The sequence below is a fragment of the Agrobacterium sp. 22-226-1 genome (assembly GCF_053522345.1).
Genome location: NZ_JBNWCP010000002.1, coordinates 325129 through 338254 on the forward strand (window position 1 = coordinate 325129; position 13126 = coordinate 338254).

Annotated in this window: 11 protein-coding genes; 3 read left to right on the plus strand and 8 right to left on the minus strand. The window is 60.8% G+C overall.

All coding sequences use genetic code 11. The features are described from left to right. Positions 1-7: 7 nt before the first annotated feature. The 3 genes from ACQZ5K_RS04475 to ACQZ5K_RS04485 are packed head-to-tail and all read right to left on the minus strand — an operon-like array spanning position 8 to position 5479. Entirely contained in the window at positions 8-3286 is a 3279-nt protein-coding gene (locus tag ACQZ5K_RS04475) for an error-prone DNA polymerase (protein ID WP_137004635.1), read from the minus strand. Further along, positions 3283-4800 carry a Y-family DNA polymerase gene (locus tag ACQZ5K_RS04480; protein WP_175422118.1) on the minus strand — a complete coding sequence of 506 codons (1518 nt, stop codon included), beginning with the start codon at positions 4798-4800 and terminating at the stop codon, positions 3283-3285. Before ACQZ5K_RS04480 ends, ACQZ5K_RS04475 begins: the two co-directional genes overlap by 4 nt. Beyond that, positions 4715-5479, minus strand: a complete 765-nt coding sequence (locus tag ACQZ5K_RS04485) for an ImuA family protein (RefSeq protein WP_448739713.1) — start codon at positions 5477-5479, stop codon at positions 4715-4717. Before ACQZ5K_RS04485 ends, ACQZ5K_RS04480 begins: the two co-directional genes overlap by 86 nt. 228 nt (positions 5480-5707) lie before the next feature. Here ACQZ5K_RS04485 and ACQZ5K_RS04490 point away from each other — a divergent pair, with 228 nt between their 5' ends. The 3 genes from ACQZ5K_RS04490 to ACQZ5K_RS04500 all read left to right on the plus strand — a co-directional run bounded on the left by ACQZ5K_RS04490 (position 5708) and on the right by ACQZ5K_RS04500 (position 7719). After that, the gene (locus ACQZ5K_RS04490; protein ID WP_448739714.1) at positions 5708-6061 is read left to right on the plus strand and encodes a DUF1304 domain-containing protein; all 354 of its coding nucleotides are present in this window, start codon (positions 5708-5710) and stop codon (positions 6059-6061) included. 4 nt (positions 6062-6065) lie between these two features. Further along, the gene (locus ACQZ5K_RS04495) at positions 6066-7352 is read left to right on the plus strand and encodes a glycerate kinase type-2 family protein (RefSeq protein WP_137004637.1); all 1287 of its coding nucleotides are present in this window, start codon (positions 6066-6068) and stop codon (positions 7350-7352) included. A 118-nt stretch (positions 7353-7470) separates the two neighbouring features. Further along, a complete protein-coding gene (locus ACQZ5K_RS04500) occupies positions 7471-7719 on the plus strand; it encodes a hypothetical protein (RefSeq protein ID WP_003523764.1) in 249 nt (82 codons plus the stop codon). 72 nt (positions 7720-7791) lie between these two features. Here the strand turns inward: ACQZ5K_RS04500 and ACQZ5K_RS04505 are convergent, their stop codons facing one another. From ACQZ5K_RS04505 to ACQZ5K_RS04525, 5 genes are all read right to left on the minus strand, one after another. After that, positions 7792-8979, minus strand: coding sequence for a Gfo/Idh/MocA family protein (locus tag ACQZ5K_RS04505; RefSeq protein WP_137004638.1), 1188 nt, complete (start codon positions 8977-8979; stop codon positions 7792-7794). 21 nt (positions 8980-9000) lie between these two features. Continuing rightward, positions 9001-10053, minus strand: a complete 1053-nt coding sequence (locus ACQZ5K_RS04510) for a sugar phosphate isomerase/epimerase family protein (protein WP_137004639.1) — start codon at positions 10051-10053, stop codon at positions 9001-9003. A gap of 144 nt (positions 10054-10197) precedes the next feature. Beyond that, entirely contained in the window at positions 10198-11271 is a 1074-nt protein-coding gene (locus ACQZ5K_RS04515) for an ABC transporter ATP-binding protein (protein ID WP_448739715.1), read from the minus strand. 17 nt (positions 11272-11288) lie between these two features. Next, positions 11289-12137, minus strand: a complete 849-nt coding sequence (locus ACQZ5K_RS04520) for a carbohydrate ABC transporter permease (protein ID WP_004438848.1) — start codon at positions 12135-12137, stop codon at positions 11289-11291. Beyond that, positions 12130-13068, minus strand: coding sequence for a carbohydrate ABC transporter permease (locus tag ACQZ5K_RS04525; protein ID WP_078052711.1), 939 nt, complete (start codon positions 13066-13068; stop codon positions 12130-12132). The genes ACQZ5K_RS04520 and ACQZ5K_RS04525 overlap by 8 nt, the downstream gene beginning before the upstream one ends. Between the last annotated feature and the right edge of the window lie 58 nt (positions 13069-13126).

Here is a 13126-nt window from a genome sequence, read left to right on the forward strand (position 1 = left end):
ATGTGTCTCAGTGGAAATTGCGGGAAATGACCTTTATCCGCTCCACCGCTTCCGCATCATCCATGGCAGGCGGCGGACGCTTCCTGATGGTGCGATGATCATCCGGCGGAATGCCGCGATGAAACTCATCACCCCGCCCATGAGGCAGGGGAAAGGCACGGTTGCGCTCGCCCACGCTTGCCAACGCCTCCGACAGATCGGTCAGCCGGTGAGCGACCAGATGCACCACCTCACCTTCCCGCTGGATTTTGCCGTAAATGCCGACCATGCCGGCGGACAACACCACGCGCCGGTATTTTTCGAAGGTCTTGACCCACAGCACCGCATTGGCAATGCCCGTCTCGTCCTCCAGCGTCATGAAGATCACGCCCTTTGCCGATCCGGGGCGCTGGCGCACCAGCACCAGACCGGCCGTTTCCAGCCATGTGCCATCCCGAACGCGCACCGCCTCCGCACAGGTGACGATGCGGCGGCGGGAAAGATCATGCCGCAGGAAGGTCATGGGGTGTTCGCGCAGCGTCAGCCCCACATGACCGTAATCCTGCACAACCTCGCCGCCATCCGTCATGGGCCGGAGCGCAACGGCGGGTTCCTGAAGTTCGTCCACGACAGCATTTTCCCTGATGGCAGCGGCGGCGAAAAGCGGCAGCGGCTCATCCCGCAAAGCCTTGATGGCCCAGAGCGCTTCGCGTCTGGCAAGCGAAAGCGACGGCAGAAAGGCATCCGCCTCCGCCAGACAGACAAGGGCGGCGGCGGGAACGCCCGCCCGTCGCCAGAGGTCATCCACTGAGGCAAACGCCCGGTCCTGCCGGCCGGCGACGATATCGGCAGCATGTTTGTTGGAGAGCCCCTTCACCAGACGCATGCCGAGCCGCACGGCATAACGCTCTTTGCCATTGACATCCCTCTTGCCTATCGGTTCCAGCGTGCAATCGAAACGGCTGTTATTGACGCAGACCGGGCGCACCTCCACGCCATGATCACGCGCATCGCGCACGATCTGCGCCGGGGCGTAAAATCCCATGGGCTGCGAATTGAGAAGCGCCGTACAGAAAATATCGGGATGATGGCATTTCAGCCATGAGGAGGCATAGGCGATCAGCGCGAAGGAAGCCGCATGGCTTTCGGGGAAACCATAACTGCCGAAACCTTCCAGCTGCTTGAAGATGCGTTCGGCGAATTCCTGCTCATAACCGCGCTCTACCATGCCCGTGACCAGTTTCTCCCTGAATTTGGAAATGGTGCCGACATTCTTGAAAGTCGCCATGGCCCGGCGCAGCTGGTCCGCTTCATCTGCGGTGAAACCGGCGCAATCCATGGCGATCCGCATCGCCTGCTCCTGAAACAGCGGAACACCCATCGTCTTTCCCAGGACGCTTTCAAGTTCTTTTTTCGGAAAAAGGACCGGCTCCTTTCCCTGCCGGCGGCGTAGATAGGGATGCACCATATCACCCTGAATGGGGCCGGGGCGAACGATGGCAACCTGAATGACGAGGTCGTAAAACTCCTTCGGCCTCAGGCGCGGCAGCATCGACATCTGCGCCCGGCTTTCAATCTGGAACGTGCCAAGCGTATCGGCCTTCTGGATCATGGCATAGGTAGGCCCGTCATCCGGCGGCATGGCGGCGAGATCGTATTTTTCTCCTGTGCGTGCCTCCAGCATGTCGAAGCCGCGCTTCATACAGGAGAGCATGCCAAGCGCCAGGCAATCCATCTTCATGAACTTCACGACATCGATATCGTCCTTGTCCCATTCGATGATCTGGCGATCATCCATGGCGGCGGGTTCGATCGGCACCAGCTCGTCCAGCCTGTCATGGGTCAGAACGAAGCCGCCCGGATGCTGGCTGTGGTGACGCGGCGTGCCGACAAGCTGGTTGGCCAGTTCAAGGGCAAGCTTCAGGCGGCGGTCCTCCATATTGAGGTTCAGCTCCTTCACCTGCTTCTCATCCACACCCTCGCTCCAGCGCCAGACCTGTGAGGACAGAAGCTTCGTCAGGTCTTCCGGCAGGCCCAGAACCTTGCCGACATCGCGCAGCGCCCCACGCCCGCGATAACGGGTAACGACGGAACAGAGTGCGGCCTTGTCACGGCCGTAGGTGTCATAGACCCACTGAATGACCTCTTCACGCCGCTGGTGTTCGAAATCCACGTCGATATCCGGCGGCTCACCCCGGTTTTCGGAAACGAAACGTTCAAAGACGAGATTGCTGAAAAGAGCGGGATCGATGGCGGTGATGCCAAGCACAAAACAGATAACCGAATTGGCCGCCGAACCACGTCCCTGACATAGAATATCTTTTGAGCGCGCATAACGGACAATGGCATTCACCGTCAGGAAATAGGAAGCATATTGCAGCCTGCCGACAACCGCCAGCTCATGATGCAACGCCTTTTCCACCTTCTCAGGCAAACCTTTCGGATACCGCCCCGGCACCGCTTCCCAGACCATCTTCTCCAGCGCCTGCTGCGCCGTCAGCCCCGGCAGGCTGCGCTCCTCGGGATATTGATAGACCAGTTCCTTCAGCGAAAATTTGCAGCGTTTCGCAATTTCAAGACTGCGGGAAAGCGCTTCGGGATAACGGGCAAACAGCCGATGCATCTCTTCCGGCGGTTTCATGTAACGATCGGCGTGGCGCTCGCGGCGGAAACCCGCCTCGTCGATGGTGCAATTGTGCCTTATGCAGGTGACGACATCCTGTAGCATTCGCCGCTCCGGCACATGAAAGAGCACGTCATTGGTGACAACAGTCGGTACACCTGCGACCTGCGCCATCTCCGATAGCTCGAAAAGCCGCATCTGGTCGTTGGGGCGTCTTCTGAGGCTGAGTGCCATATAGGCCCTGTCGGCAAAGGCGGCTTTGAGACGTCGCAGCCGCAGTGCGCAGAGATCATCCGCGAGGTCAGCGAGCAGCACGACGATCAGGCCTTCGCCATAGGCAACGAGATCGTCCCAAGCCAGCCGGCATTTGCCCTTGCCGCCCCTTTTCTTGCCGATGGAAAGCAGCCGGCAAAGCCGCCCGTAAGCCGGGCGATCCATGGGGTAAACAAGCACGGAAAGATCATCGTCCAGATCGAGGCGACAGCCGATGATGAGGCGGATGCCATGATTATTGGCGGCTTCATAAGCGCGGGGAATGCCCGCAAGACTGTTGCGGTCCACGATACCAAGCGCCTCGAGGCCGAGGCTTTTGGCCTGTTCGAAAAGCTCTTCGCAGGAGCTTGCCCCGCGCAGGAAGGAAAAATGGGTGGTCACCTGCAGCTCGGCATAACGCGGCGTATTCATGCGAAGACCCCGTGAATGAACCAGCCCTGCGAGCCCGTTTCGGCATGTTCGCCATCACCGGAGCGGAAAATCCAGAAGCGCTCGCCGCCTTCGTTTTCCACCATGAAATAATCGCGCACCGCGGCCTTTTCCCGGTCACGTTTCCACCATTCGCCGAACACCCGTTCCGGCCCATCGGCGCGCCGCACGTTATGGCGCACGCCTTTCCAGAGGAAATAACGCGGCGGATGGTCGGGCAGCAGCGCCAGCGTCTCGATGGGTTCCGGCCTAGCAAAAAGCCTGACCGGACGCGGCCAGTGGCCGGGCCAGCCGAGCGTATCCTCCGCCGCCAGCGCCGCAACTGAAGTAAGGGAGCGTTCCGGCACGTCGCTTGCCACCGCCGCATAACGATAGACCCGGTGGCCGCGATTGAGGATGACATCCACCGTATCGGCGATTTCCGCACGGCCTTCCTCCAGAAGCGAAGAACGGGCCTGCGTAGCGACAAGCGGCTCGGCATGGGTGGCGGTCAAAACCATCATCTCGATGCCGAAGCCGGGATCGATGGTGTCGATGCGGTCGGTCAAAAGCCGAACAAGCTGTTTGACATCGCGCACCGGTCTGGACGTGCCGGCCCGTATGGCCTGCAGGCCGCTATCCACCCGGTGCAGCACCAGATCGACCCGGCGCGCGCCGAGGCCGCGCTTTTCCAGCGCGATGCAAAGTTCGGCAACCAGCTTTTGGCTATAACGGGCAATCGTTTCCGCCGCCGCGATGGGCTCGGGAAAGGCGCGCCGTACCTCCACCAGTTCAGCCACACGCACCGGTTCGATGGGTTCGCCGATCTCGCCGAGCGCCCGCGAAAGACGGCGGACGAGTTCGGGGCCGAAACGCAGGGTCAGCGGCGCGCGCGGGGCTTCGGCAAGCTCGCCGATGCTGCGGAAACCGAGCACCTTCAGCCCGGAAACGATACGCTCGTCCAGCCTGAGCGCAGCAAGCGGCAAGCCGCTGATCGCCTCACGCTGCCCGCCCGGCGGCACGATGCTGATCGCCTCCCGGCCAAAACGCGCCAGCGCATGGGCCGCACCCCAGCTATCGGCAATGGCGGCGCGGGCGGCAAAGCCTGCGGCATGCAGGCGGTTGACCATGCCGCTCAGCATCAGCGTCTCATTACCATGCAGATGATCCGCACCCGCCGTGTCCAGCACCAGCCCGTCCGGTGAATCAGCGGCGACGATGGGGGCATAGATGCGCAGGAAATGAAAGGCCAGCTGCTGCAGGGCGCGGGCATCACCAGCCGCATCCAGATCTTCAACGAGAAGACCCGGCACCAGCGCCTGCGCCTTGCTGACCGGTGTGCCGGGGCGGATGCCCGCCGCCTTTGCCGCCCTGTCGAGCGCCAGCACCAGCCGGCGGCTGCCCTGACGACCAATCATGACCAGCGGCTTTTCAGCCGGCGGCGCGTTCTTGCCCGAAAGACGCCGGAAACGATCCGTCGGCCATGTCGGCAGGTAGAGCGAGACGACCCTTTGCATCACAGGCTTCCACTTCAAATTCGGCACTTTCGCCGCCGCGACATCGCAAAAGTTCGAGAAACCAGCGCGGCCTGCCTACCCCCGACACCGGCAGGGGGGATGAAGGCCGCACGGAAATGCGCCAGCGGGTCACCGCCGCCGTCGGCTCTCCGAACAGCGCCGCATCGGCTTGACGCCGGAAGCGGCGGATGGCGATGCCGGTAACCCCAGAGGTTTCCGCCGCCAGCTGCAGCCGCCGCGAGGCGGTCATCGGCAGTTTCGCCACTTCACCCATCACCGCGCCGAAACCATTGCAGCGCAGTCCCTCCTCGAAACAGTCGAGCACGCCTTTCTCATCGCGGCATTCAACGATGATGAGCCGGTTTTGCGACAGGCCGGCCTGTGTCAGACCCGGCATGAACAGATCCCGCCGGGTGACACACCATAAAACCTTGCCGGAAAGCCGTGCCGCCACACCGGCAGCAAACAGCGCTGCCGCTGCCCCATCGGCAGCGCCATTGCCGCCGCCGCTCAGCTCATGCAGGCAACCGAGCTTTAGCCCGCCTCCCGGCAGGTGATGGTCGATGGCATCCACGCCGAAAGGCAGGGTCTCGTGCAGCCGCTCAGGGCCGTTACCGATCCTTTCCAGCCTTTCACGCAGCTCTTCGACAACGAGCAACTGGTCCGCGCGCTTTTGCATGGCATGACAGGTTTCAATTCCGGTTATTCATCTTTATTGTTCCTGTTTTGTTCCTATTTCAACAAAGAGTCAAGCAATAGGCTGCCGGTCTTCAACAGTTTGCACGGGAAGAGAGGATTCTGGCCTTGCGGCCCTCTGCCCTGCCGTTAAAACGGAATTGTCCGCTCGCCACATGTTTTACCCTGACAGCCGCCGGCAACGGACATCATGGTTTGGAGGAAACCGCCGATGATCGCCAGCATTCTGATTGCCGTGGTTGCGGCCATCCATATTTACATCGTCATTCTGGAAATGCTGCTGTGGGAAAAACCAGCCGGCCGCAAGGCCTTCGGTCTTTCGGCGGATTTTGCCCGGCAGACGAAAGTACTGGCCGCCAATCAGGGACTGTATAACGGTTTTCTCGCAGCGGGGCTGATCTATGGACTGATGCAGGGCGATGAAGGGCTGAGCTTCAAGATTTTCTTCCTGACCTGCGTTCTGGTGGGCGGTATTTTCGGCGCCATCACCGCCAATATGAAGATCCTGTTCATTCAGGCATTGCCGGCATTGTTCGCGCTCGGCTTCCTCTGGATCGGAGCATGAACCGATGAGCGCATGGAACGATCACAGCGCAAAAGACGCCCTCAACCGGATTTTCATGGCGGCCGTCGCAAGCGCCGATCCGGCAAAGGTGCTGCAACACCACCTTCCCTCCCCGCCCAAAGGCCGCTGCGTGGTGGTGGGCGCCGGCAAGGCTTCGGCCGCCATGGCTGCCGCGCTCGAAGCGGCATGGCCGCATGTCGATCTTTCCGGTGTGGTGGTGACGCGTTATGGCCATGCCGTCCCGACTATGCGCATCGAGATCATCGAAGCGTCGCATCCGGTGCCGGACGACAGGAGCGCGGAAGCGGCAAAACGCATTCTCGCCGCCGTTGAAGGCCTGACCGCCGACGACATGGTCATCGCACTGATTTCCGGCGGCGGTTCGGCGCTGATGGTGGCACCTGCCGAAGGCATGACGCTTGCCGACAAGATGGCCGTCAACCGTGCCCTTTTGGCCAGCGGCGCGACGATCTCGGAAATGAACGCCGTGCGCAAGCACCTCTCCCGCATCAAGGGCGGACGGCTGGCGCTGGCTGCCAAACCGGCCAGGGTCGTTTCGCTGCTGATTTCCGATGTGCCGGGAGACGACCCCTCCGAAATCGCCTCCGGCCCGACGGTTGCCGATCCAAGCGACATCGAAACCGTGCGGGAAATCGTCTCCCGTTATGCGCTCGATCTTCCCGAAAACGTGCGCAAGGTACTGGAAAAAGGCGAGGAAACCCCGAAGGCGGGCGATATCGAGGAAGATATCCGGCTGATCGCCGCCCCCTCGCTCGCCCTGCAGGCGGCAGCGGATGAGGCGGTGAAACTCGGGCTTACGCCGCTCATCCTCGGAGATTCGCTGGAAGGCGAGTCAAAAGATGTCGGCGCTGTCATGGCTGGCATCGCGCTTTCCGCCAGCCGCAAGGGCCTGCCGGTGAAAGGCCCGGCCGTGCTGCTTTCCGGCGGCGAAACCACGGTCACGCTGAACAGGGGCGTTGGCGGCAAGGGACCGGCCGGCAAGGGCGGCCGCAACACGGAATTCCTGCTGAGCCTTGCGCTGACGCTCAAAGGTGCGGACGACATCTGGGCCATTGCCGGCGATAGCGACGGCATAGACGGCGTGGAGGATGCGGCGGGTGCGGTGGTGACGCCGGGCACGCTTGCCCGCATGCGCAAAGCCGGTGTGGATCCGCGCCAGTCGCTCGTGGGTCACGACAGCTACACCGCTTTCAAGGCAGCGGGAGACCTTGTCGTGACGGGGCCGACGTTGACGAATGTAAATGATATCCGCGCGATTTTGATCGGGTGATAGCGGAGAAGTTCGCAACGATTACGGGCTTTCCCGCGCGTGGATCGCGGTGGGAAGACGTTTTGACTATGCCCTCGGACAGGAGTAATCTGGCGGGATATCCTTTGGAGCCTCAGCCATGCGTCCTGGAGTGCTCATACTTGGCCTGATCATGGCCCTTATTCCGACTTTGGCGGATGCCCACAATTGCAAATGCCGAAATCGCGGCGTCATGTTCCAGCTCGGCCAGACATCCTGCCTGAAGGTCGACGGCGGCTCTTATCTCGCGCGCTGCGAGATGAAGCTCAACGTTTCGTCCTGGACCAAGCTTCAGGACGGTTGCCCCATAACGGATAGGGTGCAGACGCAATCAACCCGCGTCAATTGATCCCATCGGCAGATGACGCCAAGGGCATCTTCTCCCCGGCATCGGGGAGAAGAAATACGCGGCAACCTTGTCTTACAGCTTCACCCAGCCGCCATTCTTCTTCCCGGACTCGATGCAGGCCGTGACGAAAGCGACACCTTTAACCCCGTCGTCCACGGTCGGGTAAATCACCGCCTTGTCGAGCGCCGAGCTGGTGCGGCGGGCCTCGATGGCATGCGCAGCCTCAGTGTAGATGGTGGCGAAGGCTTCGAGATAACCTTCCGGATGGCCGGACGGAATGCGGGTGACGCGTGCTGCGGCAGCCCCTGCCCCGGCGCCGCCGCGGGTGATCAACTGCTTGGGTTCGCCAAGCCTCGTGAACCAGAGATAGTTCGGGTCCGCCTGCGTCCACTCGATACCGGCCTTGTCGCCATAAACACGAACCTTCAGCCCGTTTTCATGGCCGACCGCAACCTGACTGCACCAGAGCAGCCCCTTGGCCGCCTGCTTGCCGCCCTTTTGCTTGAAGCGCAGCATCACATGCGCATTGTCGTCCAGCCGGCGGCCTTCGACAAAGGTGTGCACATCCGCCGCCAGCTCATCCGCTTCCAGACCGGAAATGAAGCAACCGAGATTATAGGCATGGGTGCCAATATCGCCGGTGGAGCCGCCGACGCCCGATTGCGCCGGATCGGTGCGCCAGACGGCCTGTTTCGCACCGGTTTGCTCCACTGCTTCCGTCAGCCAGTCCTGCGGATATTCCATCTGCACCAGCCGGATATTGCCGAGTTCACCGGCCTCCACCAGTTCCCGCGCATGCCGCACCATCGGATAGCCGGTATAATTATGCGTGAGGATAAACAGGGCATCGGCCTTGTCGGCCACCTGCTTCAGCTTTTTGGCATCTTCCAGATTGGAGGTCAGCGGCTTGTCGCAGATGACATGGATGCCGCGTTCCAGAAACGCCTTGGCGGCCGGATAATGCACATGGTTCGGGGTGACGATCGCCACCGCCTCGATGCCATCCTCGCGCAGCGCTTCCTTTTCGGCCATTTCCTCGAACGAACCGTAGCAGCGTTCGGGATCGAGCCCCAGTTCACGGCCGGAAGCGAGAGATTTTTCCGGCGTCGAGGACAGGGCCCCCGCCACGAGATCGAAGCGATTGTCGAGCCGCGCGGCCATGCGGTGAACGCCGCCGATAAATGCACCCGAACCGCCACCCACCATGCCAAGGCGAATCCGCTTGTTCGCCTTGTCGGTTGTCTTTCCTTCAATAGCCATAATATCTCCCCTGAAATGCTCTCAAAGCCCAAGCATGCGGCGGTTGGCCGCATCGTCCGTGCCGCTCGATGCGAAATCGTCAAAGGCTTTTTCCGTGACGCGGATGATATGCGCCTTGACGAATTCGGCTCCTTCCCGGGCACCGTCTTCCGGGTGCTTCAGCGCGCATTCCCATTCGACAACGGCCCAGCCATCGAAATCATTGGCCGCCATCTTGGAGAATATGGCACCGAAATCCACCTGCCCGTCGCCCAGCGAACGGAACCGGCCCGCGCGGTTGACCCAGCCCTGATAACCGCCATAAACGCCCTGCCGCCCGGTCGGATTGAACTCCGCATCCTTGACGTGGAACATCTTGATGCGGTCCTTGTAGATGTCGATATTGTCGAGATAATCGAGGCATTGCAGAATGTAATGCGACGGATCGTAGAGCATGTTGGCGCGCTTGTGGTTCTTCACCCGCTCCAGGAACATCTCGAACGTCACGCCATCATGCAGGTCTTCGCCGGGATGGATTTCGTAGCAGACATCCACACCCTGCTCATCGGCGTAATCGAGGATCGGCGTCCAGCGTTTCGCCAGCTCGTCGAAGGCTGTTTCCACCAGACCGGCCGGGCGCTGCGGCCACGGGTAAACGAAGGGCCAGGCAAGTGCGCCGGAGAAGGTCGCATGCGCCTTGATGCCGAGATTCTTCGACGCTTTCAGCGCCAGCTTCACCTGCTCCACCGCCCATTGCTGGCGGGCCTTTGGATTGCCGCGCACTTCAGGCGCTGCAAAACCGTCGAAGGCCTCGTCATAGGCCGGGTGAACGGCAACCAGCTGGCCCTGCAAATGGGTGGAAAGCTCGGTCACTTCCACGCCGTTCTGGCGCGCGACCCCGGCAAATTCGTCGCAATAATCCTTCGATTCCGCCGCTTTTTTGAGATCGATCAGCTGTCCGGCCCATGTCGGCACCTGCACACCGGCATAGCCCTTTTCCGCCGCCCATTTGGTAATGCCGTCCCAGCTGTTGAAAGGTGCGGCATCGCCGGCAAACTGGCCGAGAAAAAGACCCGGTCCCTTGATCGTTCTCATAAAAATCTCCTCCTGCATCGATACAGTTTCGCGGTAATCCGCTTTTTTCCCAAGCGCCAAGCTAACCGCTCGTGATTTTCAAACAAGCCCCAAAAGCGGAGGGACGAGAGAATTTCCGCATTTCGTTGAAAATGCGGAAGGCGCTTAAAGCGCCAGTCCGCTCGCCCTGTCGAAGACGTGCACACGCTCATGGTGCACGGTGGCGGCAAAGGGCGTGTTGACCTTGACCGGCTGCTCGCCATCCACCACCGCCGTCACATGATCGCCCGCCAGTTCGAAGATCACATGGGTCTGTGCGCCTGTCGGCTCCACCAGCAGCGTCCGGCCGGAGAGAGACACATCACCGCCGATGGCCGAGCCGATATGTTCCGGCCTCAAGCCAATCGTCACCGGCTGGCCGCGTTTGACCTTTCGGGAGGCGGCAATGCGGATCGCGGTGCCGTCCTTCAGCCGGGCGGCGGGCTGATCGCCCTCACCATCGACCACGCATTCGATGAGGTTCATGGCCGGCGAGCCGATGAAGGCGGCGACGAAGAGATTGGCGGGCGTCTTGTAAAGTTCAAGCGGCGTGCCCTGCTGTTCGATGCGGCCGTGATTGAGCACCACCACCCGGTCCGCCAGTGTCATCGCCTCGATCTGGTCATGGGTGACATAGATGGATGTCGTGCCAACTTTCTGGTGCAGCGCCTTGATTTCACTGCGCATCTGCACGCGCAGCTTGGCGTCCAGGTTTGACAGCGGCTCGTCGAACAGGAAGACGGCCGGATTGCGCACCACCGCGCGGCCCATGGCGACACGCTGGCGCTGGCCGCCGGAGAGCTGCGAGGGCTTGCGATCCAGAAGCTTGCCGAGATCGAGCATGCGAGCGGCTTCCGCCACGCGCTCCTCGATGACGTTTTTCGGCTGGCCGGCGAGCTTCAGGTTGAAGCCCATGTTTTCGGCCACCGTCATATGCGGATAAAGCGCATAGGACTGGAACACCATAGCGATGTTGCGTTCACGCGGGGTCATGCCATTGACCACCTTGTCGCCGATGAGAATATCCCCATCGGTGATTTCCTCCAGCCCGGCGATCATGCGCAAAAGCGTGGACTTGCCGCAGCCCGAAGGCCCGACCAGTGCGATGAATTCGCCGTCCGTAATATCGAGCGAGATGACGTGAATGACATCGAGCGCGGCATAGGACTTGCGGATATCCCTAAGTTCGACGGAAGCCATGTTTTGCTCCTTTCACGTCACGATTTGACGGCACCGGCCGTCAGGCCCGCGATGATGTGTTTCTGTGCGAGGAAGAAGACGATGACGGTCGGCAGGATCGTCAGCGTGATGAAGGCGAGGACGAGCTGCCATTCCGTGCCGAATTCGCCGCGATACACCATGATGCCGAGCGGCCAGGGATATTTCGATTCCGAGTTCAGCATGATGAGCGGCAGGATATAGCTGTTCCAGCTGCCGACGAAGGACACGATGCCGACCGTCGCCACGATCGGCCGCGAAAGCGGCACGGAAATATGCCAGAAGAAGCGCAAATAACCGCAACCATCCACAAAGGCGGCCTGAAACAGCTCGTCCGGCAGATTGCGGAAATAATTGCGGAACAGGAGAATGCTCATGCCCAGTCCGAAGGCCACCTGCGGCAGCACCACACCCCAATAGGTATCAAGCAGGCCGAGATCTCGGATGCGGATGAACAGCGGCAGGATGGCGGTGGCCGCAGGAAACATCAGCCCCAGCAGGAAATAATTCAGCAGAAAAGATGAGCCGAAGAACTTCACATGCGCGAAGGTGAAGGCGGCCATGGCCGAGACGGTCAGCGTCAGGAACACCGTCAACAGCGCAATGACCAGCGAGTTGAAGATTTGCAGCCAGTAGCGTTTTCCGAAGAGGATATCGCCATAATTGGCCCATTGCCATTCGGCAGGAATGCCGAACGGGTTAACGCGTAGGTCTCCCAGCGTCTTGAAGCCGCCAAGCGCGGTGGTGAGCAGCGGGATGAGCACGATGGCCGCGATCAGGCTCAGCGATATATAAAGATAGAGCTTGGTTTGCAGCGGCATGCGGACGGAGGTGGATGTGTCAGTCATGGCGCATGAAAATCCTTTTGTAACCGAAGGCGAGCGTCACGCAGATGACGAAAAGAACGACGCCGACCGCGCTGCCGAGCCCCACCTGCATGCGCATGACGCCATAGGTGTAGAGAAAGGTGACCATGGTTTGCGTGGAGTTGGACGGCCCGCCGCCGGTGAGCGGCATGATCATGTCGAACAGCTGCAGCGAGCCGATGACCGCAAAGAAGACGGACAGGCGAACGGTGGAGCCGAGCATCGGCAAGGTGACGTATCGGAATTTCTGCCAGCCGGACGCGCCGTCGATTTCGGCCGCCTCCAACACGTTCTTGTCGACAGATTGAAGGCCGGCGATGAACAGCATCATGTGAAAACCGAAATATTTCCAGACGATGACGCCGAGTACGGCATAGATCGCCACATCCTTGTCAGCCAGCACGTAAGGATTGGCGAAGCCGAAGAAATTGGAAATGGCGGCGAACAGACCATAGTCGCCATCATAAACGAAGCGCCAGATCAGGCCTGCTGCGACGTCAGCCAGAACATAAGGCAGAAAGAACACCAGCCGGAAGGCGACGACGCCGGGAATGCGGTGCGCCAGCATCATGGCCAGCCAGATCGCCAGCGGAATCTGGATCAGGATCGAGATAAGGATGATCAGACCGTTATTGATCAGGGCCTGCGAGAAGGCGGCATTGCCGAACAGGACTTGGAAATTCTTCAAACCGACGAAATCGGTCGGCGTGCCGTAACCGTTCCAGCGGTAAAGGCTGTACCATGCCGCCTCGCCCATGGGCAGGATGACGAACAGGGTAAAGAGCAGCAGGGCGGGCGGCAGGAAGACCAGAAGGGTCAGCGCCCGGTCATGCGCGACCGAACTTTGCTTGCGCTTTGTCTTCGCCGCGCCGCGCGCCGGTATCGACGCAGAAGTCATGGAAATATCCGTCATCTCTATCCGCTTTCATCGAGGCAGATAAGCAGCGCCGCACATTCGCGGCGCCGCCATG

Bases quoted from the DNA above. Each gene is read 5' to 3' on its own strand.
- ACQZ5K_RS04480 (WP_175422118.1), bottom strand. From the start codon at position 4,800: ATGCAAAGGGTCGTCTCGCTCTACCTGCCGACATGGCCGACGGATCGT.
- ACQZ5K_RS04500 (WP_003523764.1), top strand. From the start codon at position 7,471: ATGCGTCCTGGAGTGCTCATACTTGGCCTGATCATGGCCCTTATTCCG.
- ACQZ5K_RS04485 (WP_448739713.1), bottom strand. From the start codon at position 5,479: ATGCAAAAGCGCGCGGACCAGTTGCTCGTTGTCGAAGAGCTGCGTGAA.
- ACQZ5K_RS04505 (WP_137004638.1), bottom strand. From the start codon at position 8,979: ATGGCTATTGAAGGAAAGACAACCGACAAGGCGAACAAGCGGATTCGC.
- ACQZ5K_RS04510 (WP_137004639.1), bottom strand. From the start codon at position 10,053: ATGAGAACGATCAAGGGACCGGGTCTTTTTCTCGGCCAGTTTGCCGGC.
- ACQZ5K_RS04495 (WP_137004637.1), top strand. From the start codon at position 6,066: ATGAGCGCATGGAACGATCACAGCGCAAAAGACGCCCTCAACCGGATT.
- ACQZ5K_RS04520 (WP_004438848.1), bottom strand. From the start codon at position 12,137: ATGACTGACACATCCACCTCCGTCCGCATGCCGCTGCAAACCAAGCTC.
- ACQZ5K_RS04475 (WP_137004635.1), bottom strand. From the start codon at position 3,286: ATGAATACGCCGCGTTATGCCGAGCTGCAGGTGACCACCCATTTTTCC.
- ACQZ5K_RS04490 (WP_448739714.1), top strand. From the start codon at position 5,708: ATGATCGCCAGCATTCTGATTGCCGTGGTTGCGGCCATCCATATTTAC.
- ACQZ5K_RS04515 (WP_448739715.1), bottom strand. From the start codon at position 11,271: ATGGCTTCCGTCGAACTTAGGGATATCCGCAAGTCCTATGCCGCGCTC.
- ACQZ5K_RS04525 (WP_078052711.1), bottom strand. From the start codon at position 13,068: ATGACGGATATTTCCATGACTTCTGCGTCGATACCGGCGCGCGGCGCG.